This window comes from Rhizobium sp. BK098, from assembly GCF_014193155.1.
GTDB lineage: Bacteria > Pseudomonadota > Alphaproteobacteria > Rhizobiales > Rhizobiaceae > Rhizobium.
Window position 1 is genome coordinate 1 of the sequence record NZ_JACHYY010000023.1, and the last position, 25,523, is coordinate 25,523.

27 protein-coding genes are annotated in these 25,523 nt (G+C 60.1%); 3 read left to right on the forward strand and 24 right to left on the reverse strand.

What is annotated here, in order from left to right:
- The 4 genes from FHT73_RS28265 to FHT73_RS28275 form a co-directional block, all read right to left on the reverse strand.
- A partial coding sequence (locus tag FHT73_RS28265; RefSeq protein ID WP_246712266.1) for an alpha/beta hydrolase occupies positions 1 to 310 on the reverse strand: 310 nt, incomplete at its 3' end.
- A 56-nt stretch (positions 311 to 366) separates the two neighbouring features.
- The gene (locus tag FHT73_RS28270) at positions 367 to 858 is read right to left on the reverse strand and encodes a hypothetical protein (protein WP_348648171.1); all 492 of its coding nucleotides are present in this window, start codon (positions 856 to 858) and stop codon (positions 367 to 369) included.
- Positions 855 to 1,085, reverse strand: a complete 231-nt coding sequence (locus FHT73_RS29850; RefSeq protein ID WP_348648172.1) for a hypothetical protein — start codon at positions 1,083 to 1,085, stop codon at positions 855 to 857. Before FHT73_RS29850 ends, FHT73_RS28270 begins: the two co-directional genes overlap by 4 nt.
- Positions 1,086 to 1,097: 12 nt before the next feature.
- Positions 1,098 to 1,922, reverse strand: a complete 825-nt coding sequence (locus FHT73_RS28275; protein ID WP_112610944.1) for an alpha/beta hydrolase — start codon at positions 1,920 to 1,922, stop codon at positions 1,098 to 1,100.
- A 147-nt stretch (positions 1,923 to 2,069) separates the two neighbouring features.
- Between FHT73_RS28275 and FHT73_RS28280 the strand changes: the two genes are divergently transcribed.
- The gene (locus tag FHT73_RS28280) at positions 2,070 to 3,011 is read left to right on the forward strand and encodes a GlxA family transcriptional regulator (protein ID WP_112610942.1); all 942 of its coding nucleotides are present in this window, start codon (positions 2,070 to 2,072) and stop codon (positions 3,009 to 3,011) included.
- Between the two features lie 324 nt (positions 3,012 to 3,335).
- On the opposite strand, the gene tehA is transcribed toward FHT73_RS28280, so the two are convergent.
- The 13 genes from tehA to FHT73_RS28345 form a co-directional block, all read right to left on the reverse strand.
- Positions 3,336 to 4,334 carry a dicarboxylate transporter/tellurite-resistance protein TehA gene (gene tehA, locus FHT73_RS28285; protein WP_112610940.1) on the reverse strand — a complete coding sequence of 333 codons (999 nt, stop codon included), beginning with the start codon at positions 4,332 to 4,334 and terminating at the stop codon, positions 3,336 to 3,338.
- Between the two features lie 39 nt (positions 4,335 to 4,373).
- Positions 4,374 to 5,405 (reverse strand): zinc-binding alcohol dehydrogenase family protein, encoded by a 1,032-nt coding sequence (locus FHT73_RS28290; RefSeq protein WP_112610938.1) that lies wholly within the window; start codon positions 5,403 to 5,405, stop codon positions 4,374 to 4,376.
- A gap of 116 nt (positions 5,406 to 5,521) precedes the next feature.
- Complete coding sequence (locus FHT73_RS28295; RefSeq protein WP_112610936.1) at positions 5,522 to 6,241, reverse strand: hypothetical protein; 720 nt, start codon at positions 6,239 to 6,241, stop codon at positions 5,522 to 5,524.
- A 593-nt stretch (positions 6,242 to 6,834) separates the two neighbouring features.
- Positions 6,835 to 8,097: a Zn-dependent hydrolase gene (locus FHT73_RS28300; protein ID WP_183716333.1), complete on the reverse strand. Its 1,263-nt coding sequence runs from the start codon at positions 8,095 to 8,097 to the stop codon at positions 6,835 to 6,837.
- A complete protein-coding gene (locus FHT73_RS28305; RefSeq protein ID WP_183716336.1) occupies positions 8,094 to 8,936 on the reverse strand; it encodes a BtpA/SgcQ family protein in 843 nt (280 codons plus the stop codon). The genes FHT73_RS28300 and FHT73_RS28305 overlap by 4 nt, the downstream gene beginning before the upstream one ends.
- A complete protein-coding gene (locus tag FHT73_RS28310; protein ID WP_183716338.1) occupies positions 8,933 to 9,847 on the reverse strand; it encodes a PfkB family carbohydrate kinase in 915 nt (304 codons plus the stop codon). Before FHT73_RS28310 ends, FHT73_RS28305 begins: the two co-directional genes overlap by 4 nt.
- A 5-nt stretch (positions 9,848 to 9,852) precedes the next feature.
- Positions 9,853 to 10,623, reverse strand: coding sequence for a glutamine amidotransferase (locus tag FHT73_RS28315; RefSeq protein WP_112610928.1), 771 nt, complete (start codon positions 10,621 to 10,623; stop codon positions 9,853 to 9,855).
- Positions 10,624 to 10,649: 26 nt separating this feature from the next.
- Positions 10,650 to 11,738, reverse strand: a complete 1,089-nt coding sequence (locus FHT73_RS28320) for a phosphotriesterase (RefSeq protein WP_183716348.1) — start codon at positions 11,736 to 11,738, stop codon at positions 10,650 to 10,652.
- A gap of 5 nt (positions 11,739 to 11,743) precedes the next feature.
- Positions 11,744 to 12,751 (reverse strand): ABC transporter permease, encoded by a 1,008-nt coding sequence (locus tag FHT73_RS28325; RefSeq protein ID WP_246712268.1) that lies wholly within the window; start codon positions 12,749 to 12,751, stop codon positions 11,744 to 11,746.
- 2 nt (positions 12,752 to 12,753) lie between these two features.
- Positions 12,754 to 13,551, reverse strand: coding sequence for an ATP-binding cassette domain-containing protein (locus tag FHT73_RS28330; RefSeq protein WP_112610954.1), 798 nt, complete (start codon positions 13,549 to 13,551; stop codon positions 12,754 to 12,756).
- An 89-nt stretch (positions 13,552 to 13,640) separates the two neighbouring features.
- Positions 13,641 to 14,582 (reverse strand): substrate-binding domain-containing protein, encoded by a 942-nt coding sequence (locus tag FHT73_RS28335; protein ID WP_112610924.1) that lies wholly within the window; start codon positions 14,580 to 14,582, stop codon positions 13,641 to 13,643.
- A 122-nt stretch (positions 14,583 to 14,704) separates the two neighbouring features.
- Positions 14,705 to 15,319, reverse strand: coding sequence for a cupin domain-containing protein (locus FHT73_RS28340; RefSeq protein ID WP_112610952.1), 615 nt, complete (start codon positions 15,317 to 15,319; stop codon positions 14,705 to 14,707).
- Positions 15,320 to 15,738: 419 nt separating this feature from the next.
- Positions 15,739 to 16,557, reverse strand: coding sequence for an alpha/beta hydrolase (locus FHT73_RS28345; protein ID WP_183716342.1), 819 nt, complete (start codon positions 16,555 to 16,557; stop codon positions 15,739 to 15,741).
- A 163-nt stretch (positions 16,558 to 16,720) separates the two neighbouring features.
- Between FHT73_RS28345 and FHT73_RS28350 the strand changes: the two genes are divergently transcribed.
- Entirely contained in the window at positions 16,721 to 17,647 is a 927-nt protein-coding gene (locus FHT73_RS28350; RefSeq protein ID WP_112610920.1) for a LysR family transcriptional regulator, read from the forward strand.
- 161 nt (positions 17,648 to 17,808) lie between these two features.
- On the opposite strand, the gene FHT73_RS28355 is transcribed toward FHT73_RS28350, so the two are convergent.
- The 7 genes from FHT73_RS28355 to FHT73_RS28385 all read right to left on the reverse strand — a co-directional run bounded on the left by FHT73_RS28355 (position 17,809) and on the right by FHT73_RS28385 (position 23,294).
- The gene (locus FHT73_RS28355; RefSeq protein ID WP_112610918.1) at positions 17,809 to 18,690 is read right to left on the reverse strand and encodes a LysR family transcriptional regulator; all 882 of its coding nucleotides are present in this window, start codon (positions 18,688 to 18,690) and stop codon (positions 17,809 to 17,811) included.
- A 9-nt stretch (positions 18,691 to 18,699) separates the two neighbouring features.
- Positions 18,700 to 19,569, reverse strand: coding sequence for an alpha/beta hydrolase (locus tag FHT73_RS28360; protein ID WP_183716344.1), 870 nt, complete (start codon positions 19,567 to 19,569; stop codon positions 18,700 to 18,702).
- Positions 19,566 to 19,967 carry a hypothetical protein gene (locus FHT73_RS28365; RefSeq protein ID WP_029616264.1) on the reverse strand — a complete coding sequence of 134 codons (402 nt, stop codon included), beginning with the start codon at positions 19,965 to 19,967 and terminating at the stop codon, positions 19,566 to 19,568. The genes FHT73_RS28360 and FHT73_RS28365 overlap by 4 nt, the downstream gene beginning before the upstream one ends.
- The gene (locus FHT73_RS28370; RefSeq protein ID WP_051970546.1) at positions 19,964 to 21,151 is read right to left on the reverse strand and encodes a muconate/chloromuconate family cycloisomerase; all 1,188 of its coding nucleotides are present in this window, start codon (positions 21,149 to 21,151) and stop codon (positions 19,964 to 19,966) included. The genes FHT73_RS28365 and FHT73_RS28370 overlap by 4 nt, the downstream gene beginning before the upstream one ends.
- Positions 21,152 to 21,224: 73 nt before the next feature.
- Positions 21,225 to 22,094 carry a dioxygenase gene (locus FHT73_RS28375; RefSeq protein ID WP_112610914.1) on the reverse strand — a complete coding sequence of 290 codons (870 nt, stop codon included), beginning with the start codon at positions 22,092 to 22,094 and terminating at the stop codon, positions 21,225 to 21,227.
- Positions 22,095 to 22,132: 38 nt separating this feature from the next.
- Positions 22,133 to 22,669, reverse strand: a complete 537-nt coding sequence (locus FHT73_RS28380) for a flavin reductase family protein (protein WP_246699124.1) — start codon at positions 22,667 to 22,669, stop codon at positions 22,133 to 22,135.
- The gene (locus FHT73_RS28385) at positions 22,644 to 23,294 is read right to left on the reverse strand and encodes an FAD synthetase family protein (protein ID WP_210290524.1); all 651 of its coding nucleotides are present in this window, start codon (positions 23,292 to 23,294) and stop codon (positions 22,644 to 22,646) included. The genes FHT73_RS28380 and FHT73_RS28385 overlap by 26 nt, the downstream gene beginning before the upstream one ends.
- A 183-nt stretch (positions 23,295 to 23,477) precedes the next feature.
- On the opposite strand from FHT73_RS28385, the gene FHT73_RS28390 reads away from it, so the two are divergent.
- The gene (locus FHT73_RS28390; RefSeq protein ID WP_183716346.1) at positions 23,478 to 25,055 is read left to right on the forward strand and encodes a 4-hydroxyphenylacetate 3-hydroxylase N-terminal domain-containing protein; all 1,578 of its coding nucleotides are present in this window, start codon (positions 23,478 to 23,480) and stop codon (positions 25,053 to 25,055) included.
- Positions 25,056 to 25,523 lie beyond the last annotated feature (468 nt).

The window sequence follows — 25,523 nt, forward strand, 5'->3', positions numbered from 1 at the left end:
CAACCTGGCGTGAAATCGCATTGTCCAGCGTGCTCTGACGTTCGGCGCACAAGCCCCTCCTTCGGCCAGAATCAGTTAAGGCGACGCTACCATTCATGTCATTGCCGGTGTCGGTCTGGCTTGAGCGGCCGTGTCCGCGCCGGTCGTGCGCGATCACGCGATAGCCATGGGAGAGGAAGAACAGCATCTGCGCGTCCCAATCGTCCGCGCTGAGCGGCCAGCCGTGATGGAACACGATCGGCCGCGCGTCTCGTGGCCCCCAGTCTTTGTAGAAGATCTCGGTGCCGTCGGCGAGTTTGAGGGTGGCCATATAGGAAACTCCATTTTCGAATTTTTCAGATGATGGGGCCAGGTCGGCGAACGGCGTCACTCGAAACGATAGTCCGAGAGATCCACCCCGACGATGAGGAGCTCGGTGGCAGGCGTATTGTCCGGGTTGCGGGGAAAGACGCGGAACTTGGAGGGCAGCACGATGCCCTCGACCGTGACGGGATCGAGGAGATAGCGGGCCGCCGCGTTGTTACCCTGGATCTCGACCTCATAGTCATGACGCCGGATCAAGCCGTCCGGACCAATGTAGAAGGTCTGCTCCCTGCTGTGGGTGGCAATGGCCGCGGGAAAGGTCACCCGCAGTCGGCGCCACGTCTCGCCTTGCTCCGACCAGGGCGCGATCTCCTCCGTCACGATGCCAGGCTGTGCCAAGATGAAGGGTGACGTCAGGTAGGTCCACATCGTGTAGCCCGCGAAATAGGCGAGTTGCGGGTCGCTCCAATGCGTCTCCATGGCGAAGCCCGCGAAAGTCGCGCGCGGCCGCGGGAGCTTCTCGATGAAATCGCCATCCGGTGTCTCGATCGTCACCTCGTCGGGGTGAACCGGGAGCGATTCCGGGTCGGGTGGAAAGGCCAGTGCGAGACCTCCTCCGTTCGGAGGTTCACCCGCAGATTGGCTTGGGTAAGCGTATCGGGCTTGCCCTTGAGATTCCAGAGAATGCCGAACTGGTGGAGCCTGGCCGTCAGAAAGGAGAACTGCCGGAACCGTTCAAGGCCGCCATGGGCCTCGATCGCCATTTGCTGAAGGTCGTTCATCTGTCGTCTCCCTCAGGCGTCCAGGAAGGTTCGGCAGTGGGCGACGAAAGTCTCCGGGTATTGGAAGAGCGCGCCGTGGCCGGAATCCGGATAGAGGATTAGCTGCGCGTTCCGCATCGCCTTGAACATGGTGTAGGCGTTGATGCTGGGGAACATCGTGTCGTCGCTGCCATGCACGATGAGCGTGCGCTGGGTGATGGCGCGCAGCGTCTTGTCGCCTTCGTCATTGGCTGCGCACCAGCCGATGATGGCCTTGGCCTGAGGCTCGCTGACATCGTCGCCGCTATCCGGATCGCGGCCCTGAGTGCGCGCGGTGGCGCGGGCCACGAAGGCGCGGCCGGCGCGCTGGCTGTCGTCGGAAGGCGTGAAGAACAGGGGCAGGCGCACATCCGGCGCGCCTTTCGCGAAGGCGTCCTCCACCACGGCGAGCAGATGCTCCTCGCCGCCGCGCGGCGCCGCGCCGGCGATGATGATCTTGCGGATCAGCTCCGGATGCTCGACCGCGAGGACCTGGGCGAGCATGCCGCCCAGCGAGAAGCCGAGAAGATCGACCTTGGCGAGGCCGAGACCACGGATGAATGCCTCGGCATCCGCCGCCATGTGCTCCACGGTGTCGGGTGTCCGGCCGGTCGAGGTGCCGATGCCGCGGTTGTTGAATACGATGACGGGCCGTGTCTCGGCCAGTGCGTTCACCACCGCCGGGTCCCAGGCGTCCATGGTCCCGGTGAAATGTTGCAGCAGAACGAGCGGCATTCCGGTGCTAGGGCCAAGGCGCCTGTAGGCGTAGCGGACGCCGCCGGCGTCGAGATGCTCGGTCTTTACGGTTTCGAGTGACATTGTACGCTCCTGGTTCTGAAATCCGGGAAATGGCTATCAGTGGTGTTCCAAAGCCGACAGGACGTAGATGCCATCATTCCGGCCATGGGTATGGCGAGCTACCGCTGAAACAACTATTTAGGCGGAAACGAACCTCTCGGAGAAAACATGAAGATCGGCCTCGTCCTGTGTCCCGGTTTCCAACCCGTCTGCTTCGGCGCCGTCGCGGCGTTCGACGTGGCCAATAAGCAAGCAGGCAAGAAGCTCTACGACTTGCGCGTGCTCTCGGAGGAGGGCGGACTGGTCGCCTCGTCGTCCGCCATGCAGGTCATGACGGAAGCGTTCGATGACGCGCCCTACGACACGCTGATCGCCGCCGCGGGCCTGGAGATTCCCACATCCTCGCCGGGTCTCATCCGGTTGCTTCGGGCCGCCGCGCGCGATGCCAGACGGGTCGCCGCCATCTGCCTCGGTTCGTTCATTCTGGGAGACGCCGGGCTGCTGAATGGCCGGCGTGCTACGACGCATTGGCGTTATGCCCAGACCCTGCAGGAGCGGTTTCCGAGTTGCCAGGTCGAGATGGACAAGATCTATATTGCGGACGGCCCGATCTGGACATCGGCGGGCATGACGGCGGGAACCGATCTTGTCGTCGGCCTGATCGAGCGCGACCACGGCGTCGAGGTCGCCCGCTCGGTTGCCAAAGGCATGGTGATGTACCATCGCCGTTCTGGCGGCCAGTCCCAACATTCCACGCTGCTCGACCTTGGCACCAATGAGGACAGGGTCCAGCGCGCGTTGAATTTCGCCCGCCAGAACCTGGCCCAAAGCCTCACGATCGAGGATCTTGCCGAGGCTGCCTGTCTCAGCCCGCGCCAGTTCACGCGGCTCTTCCGCGCGGAAACCGGCACGACGCCGGCGAAGGCGGTCGAGGCGCTGCGAGTCGAGGCCGCGAAGCTGATGCTGGAGCAGAGTCGGCTGCCGATCGAGGTGATCGCCCGAGAGGTGGGATTTGCCAATCGGGAACGGATGCGTCTCGCGTTTGCGAGGGTGCACGGCGAGGTTCCGAGGGCGATCCGCAATGATGCCGGACCTCTCGCTGCAATCTAGCCGGTCGCTTCGATAGAGTCATACCTCTCGCGCAGGATCACCGAACAGCCTAAAGACGTATGAGGAGCGGCCATGCTCGAAGATCGCCTTCCCGTTCTCAGCCTCGAATAGCGCGACGCGGAACGTCGCATAGAGCGCGGCCTGGCTATGACAGCCTTGCCGATCTCTCACTGAAGAGGGTTCTAGTGCCACCGGCAATCTCTAGACCCGTCCCTGGGTTGTGCTCAAGGAACCTGAAAAGCTTCGGACCGCTTTTGCCGTGTTTCCCGATGTTTGCCAGCAGCGATTGTCCGCTCCAATCGAGCAAACTGAGATGATGAGACTTCAATTTGGCAGGGTGGAGCTTGTTGGTTTCGAGATGGACTTGGTGTTCGGCGCGCGCACGCGATGCTCCCAGAAGCGGTAAAGCGTGCCTCCAGCCACGAGCGTCACGACCAGGTTGGCGAAGACGAACAGCGCCGGCGCGAGATAGCGAACGGCGCCATCATCACCGAGCAGCAGAAGGCGCATCGGCGCCGTGGCAAGCGCTGTCACGCCGAAGGTGAAAGACCAATAGGACGGCGCGAAGGGCTCGCGCAGGATCCAGGGCAGCAGCCTGAGCAAGATCAGGGCCTGCAGGACGCCATAGCCGATCATGCCGTGGGCTAGCACCCATGGAGCCTGCGGCGCGACCGCGATGAGCGAGACCGCGCCGACCACGGGTGGCGCAAGCTGTATGCCCAGGGTCGGCCGCAGTGCGTTCGCCATGCCAGGCGCCGCCAGCAACCGGTGCAGCAACACGGACTCAATCGCGAGCCAGCCGAAGAAACCTGCCCCGAAGAAGAACTGTCCGGCATCGGGAAGGCCGAGGGCAGAGACGACCGTGGCCGCGACGAAACTGCCGGCGACGGTCGGCAGATAAAGCACCGGCGTCGTATGGCCAGGATCACGCTCACCCATCCAGAGGCTGCCCGTCCGCCACACGGCGAAGCCAGCCGTGAACACGGCGCCCACGATATAAAGCCCAACAGCGACACCCTGGGAATAGGGAATGACCCCCGCGCCCACCAGCATGGTCGCAACACCCACAAGTCCGATGAAGCAGCATTGCACCGGATGCGCGGCTTCTCCCAGCGCGGCCTCGCGCGCCACAAGCCACTTCAATCCGTAAAGGATCGCCAGCGCAAGCCACACGAGCGCTGCGGCCATCATCACCAGTTCTCCAATGAGGGCGGGAAGGCCCCAGACGAGATGCGCGGCGCGCCAGGCGCCGGCGAGCCCGGCCAAGCCGAGCACCATGCCGAAGAAGGATGCGGGAACGATCGGTAAGTTGGAGGCTTTCATGGATCTTTTTTTCACAGCCGCGCGGCTCGCATGGTTCGATCAGCTCTGGCCTGATGTCGGCCAGCCCGCGAGCACGATCTTGCCCCTGGCGCGCCCGCTCTCGATCAGGGCGTGGGCCCGGAGCAGGTTCTCGGCCGAGATGGTCCCGAAGACTTCCGTCAGGGTAGTCTTCAGCGTCCCGGCATCGACCAGCCGCGATACCTCGTTGAGCAGCGCCCCTTGTTCCGCTATGTCGGCCGTGCCGAACATCGAGCGCGTGAACATGAATTCCCAGTGCGCGGATACGCTCTTCACCTTGAACGGCGACACATCGAGCACCGCCGGGTCATCGATCAGGGCAAAGCGGCCCTGCGGCGCGATGAGCTTGGCGATCTCGGCGAGATGCTGGTCCGTATTGGTGGTCGAGAACACGAAAGCCGGCTGTCCGATCCCAATCCGCTCGATCTCCGCCGAGAGTGGCTTCGAATGATCGATCACATGATGCGCGCCGAGGCCGCGGCTCCATTCCGCCGTTTCCGTTCGCGACGCCGTCGTGATCACGGTCACGTCGGTGAGTTTGCGGGCGAGCTGCGTCGTAATCGATCCGACCCCGCCGGCACCGCCGATGATGAGGAGAGCATTTGCGGCACCCCGCACGGCACTGCGGATGTCGAGCCGGTCGAACAGGGTCTCCCAGGCGGTGATGGCGGTCAGCGGCAGGGCCGCCGCCTCAGCGAAGCTGAGCGAGGCGGGCTTCCCGCCGACGATCCGCTCATCGACCAAATGGAATTCGGCATTCGTCCCGGCGCTGCCGAGTGCGCCCGCATAGAACACCGTGTCACCCGGAACGAAGAGGGTCGCGTCGGGACCGACCGCTTCCACGGTACCGGCGGCGTCCCAGCCGAGCACCTTCCAGGACCCCGGTTCCGTCGGAGGCCGCATCCTCATCTTTGTGTCGACCGGATTTACCGACACGGCTTCGATCCTTACGAGAAGATCCCGCCCTGTGGGCTCCGGCCGAGGCAGATCGATGTCGGCGAGGGATGCCGGATCGCTGACTGGGAGGGAGAAGCGGAAACCGATAGCTTTCATGATTTTGTCACCTTAAGGGAAATGGCGCTGGGGCGCTCTGGGAAGCCATGGACCGCGCCGGTTCCAGCCATGGTGGGTCGCCAGGATAGCCGATGCTCGGGGTTCGGAGCCTGCGGCTAGCTGAGACGGATGTTCGAGAGATCGATGGAGACGACGAGCGGATCGGTGCTGAAGTTGCCATCGGGTTGGCGAGCATAGATCCGGCGCTTCGTGGGGAATTTGATGCCGGATGCTTCCGTGTAGCCTTCAATGATATGAGCGCCGGGCGTGTTGCCGGAGATCTCGACGTCATAATCATGGCGCTTCAGCAGGCCGTCACCGTCGAAATAGAGTGTCTGCACCGTGCTGTGCGTCGCGATGCCGGCGGGAAACCGCACGGCGAGGCGGCGCCAGTCACCACTGTCGGCCGGCCAGGGCTCCAGCTCCTCGCTCTCAACCCCCGGCCAGGCAAGCAGGAACGGCATGTTGAGATAGGTCCACATGGCGCAGCCAGCGAAATAGGCCAGCTGGAGCTCGCTCCATGGCGTCTGCAACGAATGGCCGGAGAAGCTGGCGCGGGGCTGCCTCAACTCCTCCAGAACCACGCCGCCACCACCCTCGATCGCCACGCGATCCGGAGTGAAGCGAGAGCGTCGGTCTCCGGCGCCGAAGGGCGCATGCGACGCCCATTCCTCGTTGATGCCCACCGTGACGGTAGCGCGCGTGAGCGTGTCGGGGTGCCCCTTCAATGGCCACAGGGCACCGCCCTGGATGAGATCGGCGGAGACTTGGTTGAATTGCCGCCAGCGATCGAGGCCGCCATGAGCCTCGATTACAAAGTCCTTGAGTTGCGTCATCGATGCGCTCCTGCGAGGGCACGCGCGAGATTGCGCGTGCTTTAAGTCGCCTGAAGCTAGAACCACGACTGCAATCTGCGAACGTCGTTGATGCCTTGATTCCGGCCATGGCGTCTGGGCCCTCGAACGGGGAGCGGCGCAGCACCCCGAAGATCATTGGGGCACCTCCGGGGGGCCGCGGTCGGGCTCAGATCGTGCCCGGGCTATCGCGCGCCAGCACAATCGGTCTCAAGTTCAAATCATAGATCAAAAACTATTTCTGATACCGCCATGGAAGGTATGGATTGGAACCGCCGACAAGCGATAGGGACATTCTCAATAATCGCAGGCAGGTGACACTTCCAAGCGCAGGTCGTCGGCTTAGCGAATGACGGCACGTCGGTTAGATTTTCCTTAAGGCGACTGGCGGGGTCAAATCCTCACTTCGCTTGACAAAACAACAGTAATGGCTTGGAGGGTTGATCGGTTGAGGGTCGTCAGTTCGAATCTATTCAATGCGATGCATTGAGGTAGTTCAAATCGTGGCGGTCAATCAGGGCGCGTGTTCGCATCTCTCGGCTTTATTCTCGTCGTGTTGCTATCTTCGGCCACCTTTAAGGAGCGTTGAGGATTGGTCCTCGAGCCAGAGATAGAGCGGTCTCGAGCAGGACCTTTGCGCCTATCTCGATATGCTCTGAGGTGACGAATTCAGCTTCGTTGTGACTGATACCGTCGCGGCATGGAACAAAGATCATCGCTGTCGGTGCAACGCGGCTGACGAAAAGTGCATCGTGGAAGGCGCCGGAAACCAATTTCATGTTGGAAACGCCGAGCCTTTCGCATGCATTGTCGATCACATCGACGATTGTCATGTCGAATTGTCCGGGAGCCAAGTCGAAGCGTTTTTCGATATGCACATCGACCATATGGTGCTTGGCCGACGCGCGGCATTCAGCATCGATCTGGGCTTGTATGGAAGAAAGCGCGTCTTCTCGCGGATGACGAATGTCGACCGTGAACGTGACTTTGCTCGGGATGACGTTGACTGAACTGGGTTCGATGGTCATGCGACCAACCGTCAGCCGCGCCAGCGGATCAGCAGGCATGACGACTTGCTGCAGGTGCGCGATCGCGGTGACCGCTGCCGCCATCGGATCCCTGCGGAATTCCAGTGGTGTCGTACCGGCATGGGCTGCTTCGCCGGTGAAGGATATCTCTAGCCACTTGGTTCCCTGGACGCCGGTGACGATGCCGATCGGCACGCCCATGCGTTGAAGCACAGGGCCTTGCTCGATGTGCACTTCAACTAAGGCGGAAACGGAATGGCCAATCGGCCGCGCCACAGCTTCCGGCAGCGCATTCAATGTTGCTGCCAGTTCATCGCCAAATCTCGCTCCGTCGACGCCACGCATGTCCTGCCAACCCAGTATGTCGCCCGCGCCGACAAAGGCCATTGAACCCATGCAACCGGGAGAAAAGCGGCTGCCTTCCTCATTGGTCCACGACACCACTTCCACGGATCGCTCCGTGGCTAGCGCTGCGTCATCCAGGGCTTCCAGCACTTCAAAGGCAGACAGTGTGCCGAGCGCACCATCGAACCTGCCTCCCGTAGGCTGACTGTCGAGATGGCTGCCGATCAGCACGGGCGGAAGTGAAGGATCGCGTCCCTCGCGCCGGATGAATAGGTTGGCTACCGCATCCTGATAGATGTCAAATCCCCGTGCAGCGGCCAGTTCCGCAAGCAGCCGTCGGGCTGCGCGATCGTCCGCGCTCAGCGCCTGACGGTTCACTCCACCCGCTGCCGTCGCTCCGATGGCTGCAAAATCGGCAATGCGCTGCAGCAGGCGCGGCGCATTGATCTTCGGGCATGCATTCATCGGCGGATGCCTGCCACGAAGTTCGTCACGCGCAGCGGGTCGACCGCATTCCACCAGACGCCGTCATACTTCAGCGAGCTTGCAATGATCACGCCATCGGCTACCGACAGAATGTCGTTACCATTATCCGGCGTCACGCCGCTGCCGACGAGTGTCGGCAGGCCCGCCGCCTGCTTGATCATTCTGATGTAGTCGAGATCGGCTGCATGGCCCGTCCTTTGCCCTGTGGCGATAACCACATCTGCGTCGAAGAAAACAAGATCTTTGACCTGTTCTTCGATCGGTCGGTCCGCAACGATGGCATGCGCGCCATGTTTGACATGCGCATCGGCAAAGACGCGGATGCCATGGGCATTGAGCCTTGCGCGATAGCGCATTGCGCGGGCCGCTTCGCCCTCGATAAAGCCTTCATTGGCGACATAGGCGTTTGCCCATTGATTGACGCGAACGAAGCCCGCGCCCGCGGCACTGGCGATTGCAAGCGCCGGAATGGCGGCATTGGCAAGAACATTGATGCCGATCGGACCGCCGAGTTCACGGCGGATGCGATCGGAGATGACGGCCATGTAAGCTGAGGTTTCGGGGCCGATATCATCGGGCTTGGAAAAGGGAATGTCGCCATGGTTCTCGATGATCACGGCGTCGCAGCCGCCCGCAAGGTAGGCGCGGGCATCGTCAAGTCCGCGCTGGTAGACGGTCTCAATCTCGTCGCCCGAATAGCGCGGCGCGCCGGGAAGCGGCGCCAGATGAACGACGCCAATGATCGCCTTTTCGCGCCCGAAAAGATCGATGAGCGCGTTGCCAGCTACCTGCGCGATGGGCTTCATTGTCCCACTCATGTGTTTTCCAGTTCTGATTTCTTGATGATTTCCGAAATTTCCACCCGCGAGGGATAGGAGGCGAGCGTTCCAGGACGACCGACGGAGATGCCGGCGGCCTTGGTTGCCACTTTCGCAGCTGCAGTCAGGGTTTTTCCTTGTGCGAGCAGGCCGACGAGAACGCCCGCAAAGCAGTCACCGGCGCCGCTGGTATCAACGACTGCCCTCTTGGGCGCTGCGAGGAAAACTGGTGTTTGATCCGCCTGATCCCATATGAGGCTGCCTTGGCTTCCAAGCGTAACCACGGCGCTTCTCGCTCCGTTGCCGAAAAGCAGGTTTGCCGCTGCCGTTGGGCTTTCCACGCCCGTCAGGGCCGCGGCTTCGCCTTGATTGACGATGACGAGATCCACATTGGCAACATCCTCGACCGTCAGGTCCGACAACGGACTGGCATTGAGCACCGTCCTCAGACCTGACCTTCCGGCAAGTTCCAGACAGGTGGCGGTGATCTCCCTGGACAGGTTGCCCTGCATCATAAGGATGTCGCCCTTGCTCCAGGTCCGCGTCAGGGCCGATTGCCGGATCGGATCGAAGGCTCGCGCGCAGGCGACGGCGCTGACGATGGCGTTTTCGCCGCTTTCTTCCAACAGGATCGTCGAACGGTCGGTGGAAAGAGGCAGGCGGATCAGCCGATCGACCTCAAGGTCACCCTTCAGCATCTCGCGTACGTCATCCGCCATGTCGTCGTCGCCAAGCGCGCTCCAGAAGCACACCGCTGCCCCGCTTCGCGCCGCCGCCACCGCTTGATTGGCACCCTTGCCTCCTATGCCTTCAGCGATCGAGGTCGCGTTGAGCGTTTCCCCTGGCCGCGGCAAGCGCGGCAGGCGGAAGCTCGTATCGACGCAGACATTGCCGACGACATGGAGGCGCATGGGCGTCAGTCCTTGAACGTTGCCCAGGCCAGCATCTGCTCGAAGAGCGTCTTGTAGCCGTTCCATGCAATGAACTCCGGCGGCAGCCAGTGTGGACCGACATCCGAAGTCCAGACGAGTGTTCTGCCGGCGCCATAGGTGCCCGTTACCAAAAGTGGCTGCGAACCATATTCGCCTGAAACCGTCGCAAGCACGTCAGCTCCTTGCTTCACCTTCACCTCGTTGAAGCCGAGAAGATAGGGCCAATCTTTTCCGAGGCCCTTGAGAACCGGGTGGGTGTCATTGCCCGTCACAACGGGCGAAAACCCCTCGGGAACTTCAACGCGGTCATCGAAGGCAAGGCAGGTTACCGGCAGCACCTCCTCCACCGGCGTTTTATGATAGCGCGCGCCGCCATTGATGCCTTGGAAGCTGTAATAGCCGCCGAACATCAGCAGCGCGCCGCCATTTGTAACGTAATCGCGCAACAGCTTCAGCCGGTTCGGGGTCCTCTTGGAATGAATCCAGGTATCAGGGTGCAATAGCAGCGTGTTTGCGCCGATATCGGACAGAACGATGGCGTCATATTCCGCGAGTGCTTCGGCTGTCAGCGGAAAATCACGTTGCGCCTCATGGGCAGGCATGAAGGTGACGTCAAAGGCGCTGTCCTTCAATGCCTTCAGCAATTCGTCGGCACCGGTGTGATAGGTCACCGTCGGAAACTGATCGAAACCCTTGATATGGGTGGCGGTCGAAACCCATGATTCACCCGCCAGAAGAACCTTTTTCTTGCTCATGTCTGCTCCTTGGATGCACCCGACCTTCAGGCCGAGGCGGAAAATACCGATTGGGGATTGGTGATCAGCATTTGGTCGATCGCCTGCTGATCGACCCCGTGACGCTTCAGTCGCGGCAGGAAATGCTTGAGAATATAGCCATAGCCGAAGCCGCCATAGCGGGTCAGCATGATCTTGAGAAAGACGTCCTGAGACAGAAGCAGCCGATCGGCAAAGCCCAGCTCCACGAGCGCTCTGATCGCCCTGGCGTTCTCCTCGTCAGATGGCGATTGGGCATCCTGATCGGCGTAATAATAGTCCATGCCGATCATGTCATATTCCAGGAAAGCGCCGCGCTCTGCGAGGCTCTTTTGATAATCGAGATCATCATGGCTGGGATTCATGTGGCAGAGCACAGTGTGACGCAGATCCGCGCCTTCTTCCTCGACCACGTCCAGCACCCGATGAGCAAGCCGCTCCCATCCCGGCAAATGGATGGATAGAGGCAGGCCGGTCAACCGCGAGGCACGCGCGGATGCCCTCAGGGACTTCTGTTCCTCGGACGTAAAATCCTTGCTGACGCCGACCTCGCCGATGATGCCTGCCATGATGTCTGGCTGGGTTTCGCCGCCGCCGACGTCGTTGACGATGAAGGCGGTGACCTCGTCCAGATCCATGCCCTTCAGCCACTCCGGATGCGTATGCTCCAGGTAGAATCCGGTCCCCATGATGATCTTCAGACCGGACATGCGGGCAATGCGGGCCAATTGTTCGGCATCGCGCCCTATGCCAAAGTTGGTGGTTTCAACCACGGTATGGCCGCCAAGCTTCTGGAAGCGGGAAAGTTCGGCTAGCGCCAGATCCCGATCATCCAGCGAGACGTTGTCGCGGCTCATATAGGGGTTCATCCGCAACTCGCCGATGATCTCTATTCCAACCGGCTGTTCGGCGATCGCCTTTTCGTCGGGATGGCAAGGGCACCTCCAGGAGCTCGCTCCATCCAGGAAGATATGCTCATGCATGAGCGTCACGCCCATTTCCGTGACCGGGATGGGGCCAAGCACGGTCATTGCGCATCCGGTATGAACGCCAATGGCATGACGCGTTCTGGCCCCCTCGGCAAAGAGATGATCCATCATGCTTAGCGGCCCCTTGCTGCGCCCTTGAAAAGGCGGAAGTTCAACCAGATTGCCACGAGGATGATGACCCCGGTGACGATCGGCGTGAAGAAGGGCGACATGTGCGAGAGGATCAGGCCGTTGGCGATAACGGCAACCGTCAGTGCTCCGAGCACCGTTCCGACCACTGAACCGCGCCCGCCGAACAGGCTCGTACCGCCGAGGACAACTGCGGCAATGACATCGAGCTCGAAGCCTTGCCCGGCATTGGAAGAGCCGGAACCCAGGCGCGCGGCAAGAATGATGCCGGCGATGGAGGCTGCGACACCCGATATCACATAGACGAATAGGGTGACGCGCCGCGTGTTGACTCCGGCGCGGCGCACCGCCTCGGCATTGGCACCAATACCGGTAACGTATCGCCCGAACGGCGTTTCGTTGAAGGCGATATAGGCCGCGATGAGGGCAACGATCGCGATGATCGCGGGGGCAGGAATGCCAACGAACCAGGCTTGGCCGATTGCGGTGAACCGGCTCTGCGGATCGACAGGAATCGAGTAGCCACCGGTGATAAGCAGTGCCAGGCCCCTGATGACCGATAGTCCAGCCAGCGTGACGATGAAGGCGGGGATCCGCTCATAGGCGATGAAATATCCCTGGATTAATCCGGTCGCCGCCCCAAGAAGCATCATCAGAACGACGACAATCGGCCATGCGATTCCAGCCTGAAGGCAGGCGGCCGAAAGCGTTGCGGCAAGAGCCAATATGGATCCGACCGAAAGATCGATACCGCCTGTCGTGATGACGAAAGTCATGGCCGCCGCCACGATCAACAAGGGGGCGGATTGTCTGACCACGTTCAAGAGATTGGGAGTCGTCAGAAAAACGTTTGTAAAGAGGGAGAAGAAAATGCAGACCGCGATGAAAAACAGGGCGATCGAAACGATGCCGCCATTAGCTATCGCCTTGTCATAGAGGCGAGCCTTGCGCAAACGGGATGAGGGGGCGGTTTGGGCGTGAGAGGATGTCATGGTCATACGGAAGCGCCTCGCTCGGTATGTCGACCGGCCGAGCGTGCGGAGAACTTGCGACCGACGATCAGGTTGACGACTTCTTCTATATTCGTTTCAGCGATGAGGCGCTCAGCGACGTTCTGCCCCTCATACATGACCTGGATGCGATCGCAGACGAGGAAAAGATCCTGCAGCCGATGCGTAATCAGAATGACACTGACACCACGGGCGCTAACCGTGCGGATGAGCTCCAGCACCGCCTCGACTTCGGCAACCGCCAAGGCGGCCGTTGGCTCGTCCATGATGAGGACCGATGGATTGAATGATGCCGCACGGCCGATCGCGATGGACTGGCGTTGGCCGCCTGAGAGATTCTCGACCTTCAGATGCGTGTCCGGAATGACGATGCCGAGCCCTTCCAGCATATGGCGCGCCCGTTCATGCATGGTCTTCTTGTCGAGGATTGGGATGCCCGCAAGCTTCCATTTCGGTTCACGCCCAAGGAAGAGATTGCCCGCCACATCGACCGTGTCGCAGAGGGATAGGTCCTGATAGACCATCTCGACGTGCGCGGCGCGTGCGTCAGCGGGCGAGGCAAAGGAAACCGGTTTGCCGTCGATCTCGATCGTTCCCGAATCCGGGATCACCGCGCCTGAAAGAACCTTGCTCAAGGTCGATTTGCCGGCACCGTTGTCACCGACAAGGCCGAGGACCTCGCCCGGCTTCAAGGTCAACGATACATTGTCCAACGACTGCATCGTGCCATAGCGTTTGGAAATGCCGGTCATCCTGACGCGGTAGGTATCAGCGTTTGTCATATCAATGCTGCCTTGCGGAAATGGCCTCAGCCATGATGCCACAACGTCATGGCCGATGCGATCGGCCATGACGTGACGAGATGCGGGAGCTATTTGAACATGCCCCGGAACTTGTCGACATTCTCCTTGGTGACGATGGTCACCGGCACATTGATAATCGGATCGATCTTCTCGCCCTTTTTCACCTTGACGAGCGCTTCGACGGCCGCCTTGCCTTCGCCGGCCGGATCCTGCTGGATAACGGCTGTCACCCAACCCTGATCGATGCCTTCGACCGCCTGCTTGGTCAGATCCCAGCCGAAGACCTTGACGTTACCCGTTTTGCCCTGGCTGGTAACGGCGGCAACGGCGCCAAGGAGTGCGGGCTCACCGGTTGCATACAACGTCGTCATGTCGGGATTGGCGGTAATGAGATTTTCCGCCGCGCTGAGCGCAACATCCTGCACGTTCTGGCCGTCCACGGTATCGAGGAAGTCGACCTTCTGGCCACCAGCCTTTACCGCCGCCTCGAATCCATCGAGACGCTGATTCTGAATGAAGGAGTTCAGTGCGCCGACAACGCCGACTTTGGCGCTGCCGCCCATCTTATCCTTGACGTAGTCGGAATAGAATTTGCCGATCTCCTCGCCCGCCTTGGTATTGTCGACACCCACGAAGGCGATGTTGTCGCCGTTTGGAATCTGGGCATCGATGGCGATGACCGGGATGCCGGCCTTCTTGGCGGCGGTGATTGCCGGCTTCACGCCGTTTACGTCGATGGCGACCAAGATGATGCCGTCGACCTTCTGGGTTATGTAGTTCTCGATGGCATCATTCTGCGCGCTGGGCACGTTGTTGGCGTTGAATATGACAAGGTCGGCGCCGGCTTTCTTTGCCGCCTCCTTGGCGCCGTCATTGATCTGGTTGAAGAACAGAGCCTGCTGGTTGATCGTTACGAGAGCCAGCGTATTCGCCATCGCGGCGCCGGCACTGCAGGCAAATGCTACGGTTGCACCAATCGCGCAACCGAACAGGTATTTCTTGAGATGCATGATCGTTCCCCATGTTTTTGGATTGCATGGGGAGTATTCAAGTAACTTGAATGATTGTCAAGTGACTTGAATTGGCGACTTTGAAGATGATCTCGAGTTCGTTTTCAGAGCCAGTGGCGGTGCTAGAAGGTCGCCGGCGTATTCACCCAGAAGATGCTTGCGCGCTGCGATCCCACATTGCGATACCAATGGGGTAGTTCGGAGTTGAAGACGAAGCTGTCGCCGACGGAAAGCCGGAACGTGCGTTCACCGACCATAAGTTCGATCTCGCCGGCAAGAACGTATCCAACCTCCTCGCCGACATGCTGGATCGGCCCCGCACTTTGGCCACCGGCCTCAATGTGGTGGATGTTGCATTGAAGCAGATGACCTTGCGAATAGGGGATAATCCGTTCGAGAGAGATGCCTTCCCCTCTGCGCAATGGGTCGAGTCCAATCAAAGGCCTTGTCCCGGAACGGAAGACAATGCCTTCTTCACCGTCGGCCTCCTCGAACATCCAGCCAATATTCGTACCCAGAACACCGACAAGTCTATGCAACATTGGTAACGAGGGTGATGCCTTGCCGTTCTCAATCTTCGACAGCAGACTTTCAGAGCAATCCGCAGCCAGCGCAAGAGCCTTAAGGGTCAAGCCCCGGGTTTGCCTGGCCAGCCTCAGACGGCCTCCAAGCCGCGCCGGATTGGTCAGTATCTTTTCCTCGTTGTCTTCTCCCGATTTCCCGGGGGATCCAATCATGTTCATGGTTCTGGTATCGCTGTTGCAAAGCCAGAGCTTAACGCCAGCCCTCTGCGTCTGTCTAGGGACATGGATAGCGGTACCGTGCGTGCCCAGTTGGCGCTTTCGAGCCATGGCACCTAATTCTTCGCGGAATAACGCACGCTGAGCCCCTCGCGACCACATACGCCTTGAACGCTTAGATTTCCTTGGGAGTTGTTAAAGCAGGCGAGAAAAAATAATTCGTCGCCCTGATGCATATTACATCAGTAGAAAGTAGGGAGCGGAATTCCGCCAGCCTTCCGGTTTGCCTGAGGTTACCTAAAGGCCGGAAGCACAGTTCGGGATGGCTCCACGTGCCAGCGCCAACAGCTGTCACCCGGCAGTGCCGGGGGACAGATCCTCTGTCGTGGATGACGGTCGCGGTCCGGTCGATGTCGTCAAGACCTGATGAACGAGAGCAGGTCGGGGTTGAGGACATCCGCATGCGTGGTCAGCATGCCATGGGGATAGCCGGGGTAGGTTTTCAGCGACCCGTTCTTGAGCAGATCGACCGCACGCGGCACGGAACTTGCGAACGGGACGACCTGATCGGCCTCGCCATGCATTACCAGCACCGGCGCGGTGATCTTCTTGAGGTCTTCAGTATAATCTTCGAGCCAGGAGTCGATAGTTGCGTAGTGTGCCAAGACGCCGCCGGTCATGCCCTGACGCCACCAGTTCGCAATCACTGCCTCCGAAGGTTTGGCCCCATCCAGATTGTAGCCATAGAACGGATTCTCAGGGACGAAACGGAAGAACTCAGCTCGGTTGCCCAGCACGCCTGCACGGATCGCCTCGAACCATTCTGGCGGCTGACCGGCGGGATTGTCCTCGCTCCGATACATGTTCGGCGTCAGTGAGGCGACCAGCACCGCATTGGCGACGCGCTCCGGATGGCGAGCGACATAGCGAGCCACCTCCCCACCACCCGTCGAGTGACCGATATGGATCGCGTCGCGCAGGTCGAGGTGTTCCGTCAGGGCTGCGAGGTCGGATACCCAATGATCCATGTCGTTGCCGGTGCTGGGTTGGTCGGATCGACCGTGGCCGCGCCGGTCGTGAGCGATTACCCGATAGCCGTGGCTAAGGAAGAAGGTCATCTGGGCATCCCAGTCGTCCGCCGACAGCGGCCAGCCATGGCTGAAAACGATCGGCTGGCCTGAGCCCCAGTCCTTGTAGAAGATGTTTACGCCGTCTGCGGTGGTGATCGTAGGCATCGAGTCGCTCCTTCTCCGATTGGACACAGTTGATTGGGAAATACCTCCGTTGAGGCGCGTTTGATCATATCCCAAAATTGCGACGTCAACTAAATCCCCCCTTATATCAAAGACAAATACCTTGTATGTTCGAGCTATGCCTTAAAGGTATAGCGAGGACCGGATGGAACTGAGGCATTTGCGCTACTTCATTGCGGTTGCCGAGGAGGGAAGCCTACTGACTGCAGCCGAGCGACGGCTACATACTTCCCAACCGTCACTCAGCAGGCAAATTCGCGATCTGGAAAGCGAAATCGGCGTAGAACTGCTGGAGCGGCAGCCGCGTGGCGTGACGCTCACCGCCGCCGGTAAGGTGTTTCTGGATCACGCTCGGCTGGCACTTCTGCAAGTCGAGGCTGCGATCGAAGGCGCCCGACGGACGGCAGAGCCGAAAAGGCCCACAATCGCCATGGGGTTTCTAGTTGGGCTGGAGGTCACGTGGCTGCCTCACCTATTGCGCATGATCCGTGAGGAAGCGCCGGAGACCGAAGTCACGCTATGCAGCCTATCCTCCCCGGAGCTTGCCCTTGCGTTAATGCGCGGGAGGTTGGACCTAGCCTTCCTTCGCCCCGAGAAACAGAGTTTGGGTCTATCCTTCAAATTGCTGGCGAAGGAGCCTCTGCTCGCCGTGCTGCCGGCGAGTCACCGCTTGGCATCGCGCAAAAAGATTCGGCCGGAAGATCTCGCCCGCGAAATTTACGTCAGTTCGGCGAGAACATCTCCGGTATTGCAAGCTGCGATCGAGGACTACGCATCGAATGCGGGGATCGCGCTCAAGGCAAGATACGAAGGCGAGAATATATCGTCGGCAATGTCGCTCGTTGCGTCTACGGGCGGAGTTACTCTTGTCCCGCTCTATGCGCAAAATATGCTGGCACCAAACGTCGTTGCCAGAGCGCTGGAAGGTGTGCCTCCGACAGTTGATCTCACTCTGGGATACAACGAGGCCAATCCCTCTCCCTTGCTCCGCCGGCTTTTATCGCGTGCGGATGAGTTGGTCGAAAACGTGCAAAATCAGAGTATCATCCGATATGCGGAAGCTCTGTCGTAAAATCACTAACTTGTCCAGCCGCGTCCCTCGCCAATACGCTCTACGGCAGAAGAATCGCCCGACGCTCGCGAGCCGTGTTGACGACTCTAGACCAACAGGTCGCCGCAAAGATCGGGAAGGCGCAAACGGAAATGCTGGCTGGAACACCAGGAGTCTGGAAACTACATGCGGGCCACCTTCCGTGCGAGCGCCAGAAACCCGAACAGGTGGGGAGAGCGATTGTCGCGTCGATAGTTTAGCGAGAGTTTGGTGCCCGGATTGAATCCTTCAAAAGTCCGGTAGACGACGCCGGTCCGCTCGTTGAGGGCCACCGACTGGGGAACGATGCACACACCCACGCCGACGGAGACGAGACTGATGGCAGTCAGAAAGTCCTGGGCCATCACCTGTGAAGCTGGGATGAAGCCGTTCCGCTTGCAGACGTCGAGAACGTAGTCCGCATAGCTTGGCCTCGGCCGGCGCGGAAAAAGCACGAACGTCGTTTCTCGCAGGTCTTCCAGTTTCATTGAACCTTGAGCGTCAGCGTATATGTCTGGCAGCGCAAGGACCAGCGGCTCCTCGATCAACGTCTCGGATTTCAGCTCCGGATCCTCGATCGCGGGACGCGCGACAGCAATGTCGATCTCCCGTTGGATCAGTGCGCGCTGCAGCTCGGCATTGTTCATGGCAGAGAGAGCCAGCTCGATATCTGGATGGGCGAGTCGAAACGCCTTGATGATGTTGGGGAGGATACCGAACGTGGCAGTGCCGACGAAGGCGATCCGAAGACGGCCTGCAACCCCCTCGCCGATGCGCCTCACCTCGCGCTCCGTCTGGTCGACGCGCTCGAGTATCTCTCTTGCCCGTTCCTGAAGCAGCTCGCCGGCTTGGGTGAGCCTGATCTGGCTGCGGCTTCGATCAAACAGGGCCGCGCCGATCTCCTTTTCGAACTGAGCGATCTGGCGACTGAGCGGGGGCTGGGCAATGCCGAGCCGCGCGGATGCCCGGCCGAAATGCAGCTCTTCCGCCACCGCCAGAAAATAACTCAGCCGTTTGAAGTCCATTATCGTCCCTCAGATATGAGCCAGCTCCGCCCTGGAGTGCCTCATACGCTCCAGCGCCTCCTCAAAATAGGGTCGGAAAGCAGAAGGGTTCTCGCTCATCGGAAAATGTCCAAGATCCTTCATGATGGCAAGGGTGGCGCCGTCAATCGCTTCCGCCGTACGGCGGGCGTCCTCGGGTGTGCAGGTCAGGTCGTATTCTCCGCACATGATATGTACCTGCGTTTTTCTCGTGTCGATCATTCCCAGCCTGCCGGTGAGGCTGTCATCCTTCGTGTAGAAACTGAGATCGCCGCGGAACACACCCGGCCCCGATTGCATGAACATCCACTGGGTGTTCCAGCGTTCGACAGACGGCGCCTGGGGAGCAATATTGGCCGACACGAGGGCGGCGCCCATCTCTCCGCCGTGGGCGTCGGGACGATGGAACCAGTCGATGTCATACCAAGCGGGCTGGAAATCGGACGCCTCGATGGCGATGAACCCGGCAAAGCGATCGGGATGCAGCGCCGCCAGTTGCAGAGCGATCCGGCCTCCCATGGAGCACCCCGCGAGCAGTGGCTTCTCCAGCCCCAGCGCACTGCAAAACGAGAGCACTGTTTCAATGTAGGTTCCGGTGGTCAGCAGGTATTCCGCCGTCTCGAAGCCTTCCGGCGGGAGGGACTTGCCGTGCCAGGGCATGTCGAATGCCACGAAGCGGTGCGAACTGGTGAACGCCTCGTCGTTGAGAATGAACCGCCATTGGCGGGTATCGGCTCCGGCGGTATGCAGGCAGACAACCGGGCGGCCCTGGCCGGCTTCCTCGAAGTAAACCCGCAATGGTGTGCCATTGACGGTCAGGCGGACATACCGGCCGGTGATCGGTTCGATGGACGATGTCATGGGCGTTCCTCCCGTCGGCCCAGTGCCATGAATTCCTTGAAATAGCGCAGGTTCTTCACGAGAGTCAGAATGTCTCCGTCGATGCGGCCGTGCCCATATTTCACGAGGCCGAAGATGTCATGGTACCCAGGCTCTGGCAGCGGGTGCCAGAATTTGTCCAGCGCCTCACCTTTGACCCTGAGCGCGAAGCGCCACGGCAGTTTCTTGCTCGGACCTTCCTTGATCTCAACCACGCGGCCCTTCTCGAAGGTGAGGTAGAATTCATCCCGGTCTATTTCGAGCAGCACGGTCTCATTGAACAGGCGCCCGAGGCGCAGGAGATGAGGGGTGGCGTTGAGCCTCTCCGCCATGTCTTCGAGTTTGAACCGATGGAGTGCGTACGGCATTTCCGGTGTCATTGGCTTCCTGCCTTGCGCGCCATGAAGCGTACCTTGTCTTCGTCGAGGGTCACGCCGAGGCCGGGACCAGTCGGCACATGGATCTCGAACTCCTCGAAGACCAGCGGCTCCGCGACCAGATCGTCCACGAGAATACGGGGACCGAAGTGCTCGCTTCCCCATTCGAGCTTGGGAAGCGTCGAAAACACAGCCATGTGCGCTGCTGCGCCGATGCTGCTTTCCAGCAGGCATCCGCCGTAAAGCTCGATGCCGAATGCCTGCGCGATGCCGGCCGCTCGCTTGAGCTCAAGGAGCCCGCCGCTTTTCACCAGCTTGAGGGAATAAACACTTCCGCAGGCCTGCGAGGCGACGCTCGCCAGTTCCGTGTTGGTGAAGGCCGCCTCGTCGATGAGAAGCGGGATGCGGGTTCGGGAAGCGACGCGCGCCATGGCATCGCGTTGGGATGCCGGAACCGGTTGCTCGATCAGCGCCACGCCAAGTTCCTCGAGCGCCGGAAAGAGCCTGATGCACAGAGCTTCCGTCCACGCTTGATTGACATCGACGATCAGCCTCACGTCGTCGCCCAAGCCGCCGCGCAAGTGTTGCAGTCGCTTGACATCGGCATCCGGCGTGTTGAAGCCGAGTTTGATCTTGAAGTCCCTGTGCTGACGCAGACGCAGCTTCTCGCGTGCTTCTTCCAGTTCCTGCCCGGCATCGCCGGAGGCAAGCGCCCAGATCACGCCGATTCTGTCGCGGACCTGCCCGCCGAGCAATGCACTGGCGGGCAGGCCGAGCGTGCGTCCGACGGCATCGAACAGTGCCGACTCAACGGCCGCCTTCGCAGCGAAATTGCGCGTCGCCGCCTTTGACATGCGCACCGCATTGGCCTCGAACAGCATGGCATCCTGATCGGCGAGTGCGGGGGCGAGATAGTTTTCGATGACCGCCTGTATCGACTCCACGCTCTCCTCAGCCCAACGTGGCCCGCCGAGCGTGGATGCCTCGCCGATGCCCGTGACGCCGTTCTCAAGGCGAACCCGCACGAGGACGAATCCCTGGTGGGCAATCTCCGTATTCGAAAGCTTGTGCCGCCGAACGGTAGGAGCCTCGAGAATGGTCGCCACAATGGAGCGAACCCGCATGTCCCGGGCGTTGACCGCAGAGTGGTCCGGAATTGAGGATGGTTCAGCGCTGGCGAGGGGCATTTTCCTATTGCCTTTCGAGCTGATCCGCTGAGACATGTCTCGGCGGATCGATGCTTGAGTGCTTGTTTGGTGATTACTCGGCGGCGACAGCGATAGCGCCCGCGGCCGGCTTGAGCTTGAAATCGAATTCCATGACAAGGTCGGTATCCGCATCGGCTGCGGCCTTGTCCATCTTGCCGATGAGGCTTTCCTTGACTGCGAACACCGAGTCGTTGTCGAGATACTGGGTGTCAGCGTCATAGATCTGCGAGACGAGGCTTTGATAGCCATCCTTCTTGAGCATGAAGTGGATATGGCCTGGCCGCCACGGGTGGTGGCCCATATAGTTCAGCAGCTCTCCGGCGGCTCCATCATAGGGGATCGGATAAGGAACCGGCCGAATGCCGACGAATTCGTATTCGCCTCTTTCGTCGGTCAAGAAGCGGCCGCGAAGATTGTAGTCGGGCTGCTCAGGATCCTGCTGTTCATAGAGCCCGTTCGGAGCATCCTCCCAAACGTCGATCGTCACGCCCTCAACCGGACGCCCGGCGGTATCGCGCACGGTTCCGCGGACACGCACGGTCTCGGAGCCTTCGAAGCTCTTCTGAACAATGGAGGCGCCTTTCGGCAAAACCGGCGGGTTGTCTCGATAGAACGGCCCGAGGACAGTAGATTCGCTCTCACCATCCGTCACGGTGTGGTCGAGCATGTCGACCAGAACTTCGACGCCCAGGATGTCGGAAAGCAGAATGAACTCGTTGCGAGCATCATCAGAGATGTGTCCGGCGCGGACGAGGAATTGACAGACTTCAATCAGCTCCGCGTGGGTGATCTTCGCTTCGATGCAGAAGCCGTGGATGTGACGGATGAGGCTCTCAAGAATCCCACGGTTTCGGGCCGGGATATCCGAAGACAGCGCGGCGATTACAACATCCGAGATGTTTTGCTGGGTTACGTTTCGCATTTTCTCCTCCTTGCAAACTGTAAGTATGCGGTTCATCCTCACCACATAAACTCGGTCTCGACCTGCAGCAGGCCAGCCGTAGTCTTTCGCGTATTTTCCATGGCGCCGAATTTGCCTTTGAAGAAAAGCAGTGGTTCGTCGCCTCCGCTTCCCGCGAGCGACTGAACATGGCCCACGAAAATCGTGTGATCGCCGGCGAGGATTTCGTCGTGGACGATGGCCGAGAACGTGACGATCGCGCCGCGGATCACTGGAAGGTCATCGAGAGTGTCGAACAGATCATGCAGGTCAGCGTTTGGCTTGCCTGCGAAATGCCAGGCCACGGCGTCCATGCCGGACGCAAGAACGCTGAGGGCGAAGCGGCCCGATTTTTGGATCTTCTCCAGCATTCGAGCCTTCTCGGCGATTGAGATGGCAATCAGTGGCGGATCGAGAGAAATCGACATGAACGCGTTCGCGGTCATGCCGTGATCGTGGCCGTCGCAGTGGGTCGTGATGATGTTCACACCGGTCGCGAAGACACCACAGGCGTCGCGAAACGTGCGGGGATCAAGCAGTCGCATGGTGCCCTCCATTGTCGTTGGATCCTCGAAACGGCGGAAGCTCCGACCATCCTTCCAGTCGTTCCGCCTCCAGGAAGCGTCCTGCGGCCCTAAGGGCTCGAATCCGGGTGCTCGATACGACCTCTCCAGACTCGCAGCATACGGCCGGAAGGATGCGAGTATCGAAGTGGCTGGCGAGCAACGCTGGGTTTCCCTTCTTGCAGGAACCGAAGCGAAAATCCGAGCCGAGCCAAATGACCCGCGGCGAAATCCGACCGATTTCGCGAATGAAATCATTTGCTGTGCGGGCCCGATAGGACGCGTCGAAACGGGCGACGACGATGTGATCGGGGCGGAGGGCGCTTATCCGCTCGATTTTCTCATCGATCGAAGTGAGGGGGCGGGCACCGCACAGCAGAGCCTTGGGAGGTGGATCGAATGTGTAGACGACAGAGGGAACGCCGAGACATTGCGCATTTAGCACAGCCGACCGGATCAACGCCTGATGGCCGCCATGAACCCCGTCGAAGGCTCCGATCGTCAAGGCCGATCCGCAAAGCGTCAATTCTGCCTCATCTTGAATCTGCACATGAATGCGGGGTTGATGATCCATGGTCTCCTCCCATGTTCCCAGCCGTAGCGCCTTCGCCAGCGCCATCGATGAGTATATCTAGCGCCTGACGGCATGCTCTGCGATGCCTGAAGCGGTATCGCATGATACCTATCAATCGCTCCCTTTAAGCGCATAGTTCTCTCCCTCGGAAAGGGAAGGAGTGCCCTTTCGGATCAAAGCGCCGCACCGGCACGCAGCCCACCCGGCCAAAATGGAGGAGTGAACGACATGCACAATCTGGCTATCGCGTCCGAGGAGAACGCAAACTCGACCGACGCCTACACCGGTTCGGAGTTCCTGGAGAGCATTCAGGACGGCCGCGAGATCTACATCTATGGTGAGCGCGTCAAGAACGTCACCGAGCATCCGGCATTTCGGAATTCCGCGCGCATGGTGGCGCGCTGGTACGATCGCTTCCATGAAAAGAAGCAGGAAATCGGCGTGCTGACCGACACGGGGTCGGGCAAGTTGACGCATCCCTTCTTTCTCGGCTCCAAAACGAGCGAAGACCTCATCAAGTCACGAGACGCTATTGCCGAGCTGCAGAAGGTCTCCTACGGCTGGATGGGCCGGTCCCCGGACTACAAGGCCTCGTTCCTCGGAACGCTGGGTGCGAATTCCGACTTCTACGGCGAATACGCCCAGAATGCGCGTGCCTGGTACGCCCGTACGCAGGAACGGCTCGACTATTGGAATCACGCTATCGTCAATCCGCCGATCGACCGTGACCGCCCGATCGAGGAGGTTCGCGACGTCTTCATGCATGTAGAGAAGGAAACGGACAAGGGGCTCATCGTCTCGGGAGCCAAGGTTGTCGCGACCGGCTCGGCCCTCACGCACTACAATTTCATCGCCCACTACGGCATCCCGATCAAGGACAAGTCCTTCGCGCTGATCTTTACCGCGCCGATGGACTCGCCAGGTATCAAGCTCATTGCCCGCTCGTCATACGAGTTCAACGCGGCCGCGACCGGATCGCCGTTTGACTACCCGCTTTCGAGCCGTATGGACGAGAACGACTCCATCCTCGTCTTCGACAAAGTCCTGGTGCCCTGGGAGAACATCTTCATCTATGGAGACGTCGACAAGATCAACCAGTTCTTCCCGGCATCGGGCTTCGTCCCGCGCTTCACGCTGCATGGCCTTACGCGTCTGTCGGTGAAGCTCGACTTCATCGCAGGCCTCTTCTCTATGGCTGTCGAAGCAACGGGTTCGAAGGATTTTCGCGGCGTGCAGGCCGGCGTCGGCGAGGTCATCGCGTGGCGCAACACATTTCATGCACTGGGTGATGCGATGGTGAAGTCGCCCGTTCCGTGGCAGGGAACCGAAGGCTACAACCTGCCGAACCTCAATGCCGGTCTTGCCTATCGCGTGCTGGCGCCGATGGCGTATCCGCGCATCAAGGAGTTGATCGAGCGTCACGTCGCGAGCGGCCTCATCTATCTGCCGTCGAGTGCTGCTGATTTCGAAAGTGAGGCTATCCGCCCTTACCTCGACCGCTTCGTCCGTGGGTCGAACGGCTATGCCGCGCTCGACCGCGTCAAGCTCCTGAAGCTTCTATGGGATGCCATTGGCACGGAGTTCGGCGGTCGCCATGAGCTTTATGAGCGCAATTACGCTGGCAACTATGAAAACCTCAGGATCGAGACCTTAGGGGCGGCGACGGTAACCGGCGATCTCGAGTCCATGCAGTCCTTGGTGAAAGACTGCATGAGCGAATATGACCTGTCCGGATGGACGGGTTCTGATTTGATAAATCCGGATGACATTAGCCTGGTCGGCCGGGGTACAGTCCAGGCTGCCTAGTGGTTCCACGGCAAGCTTGGTTCGGCTTCGCCTTACCGCAGCTCCAAATACTTGTCGCATGCCTCCAACCCTTGAGAACTGGGTTGGAGGCATGGGGATTTTGAGGCCGACCAGATCAAGGAAGCGGTCGACACGGTCGGGGGCAGCCCCCTACCATCAATTCGTTCGCCGTGATCCGCTTCTCCGACGGATTTCTGGCGGCTGACCGGTTCGAGTAGAACGACCCGAGATATCAGCCACTGCAGACCTTTGCGCCCTCGACAACCAATGGCCGACTTGGGTCGCACTTTGCCGTCTACAGGGAGACTATCCAACGGCTGTTGTGTCGCGAAACCCGCCAAAAATCCCTATCGTATGAAAGTTGTCATGGTCGCTAGGTCCTGTTGACAAAGTCTGTGACTGAGGTGAACTTCTCGCAATGCAGTTTCGCAACATCATTGAGCCTCCCGTTCAGGGGCAAGCATACCG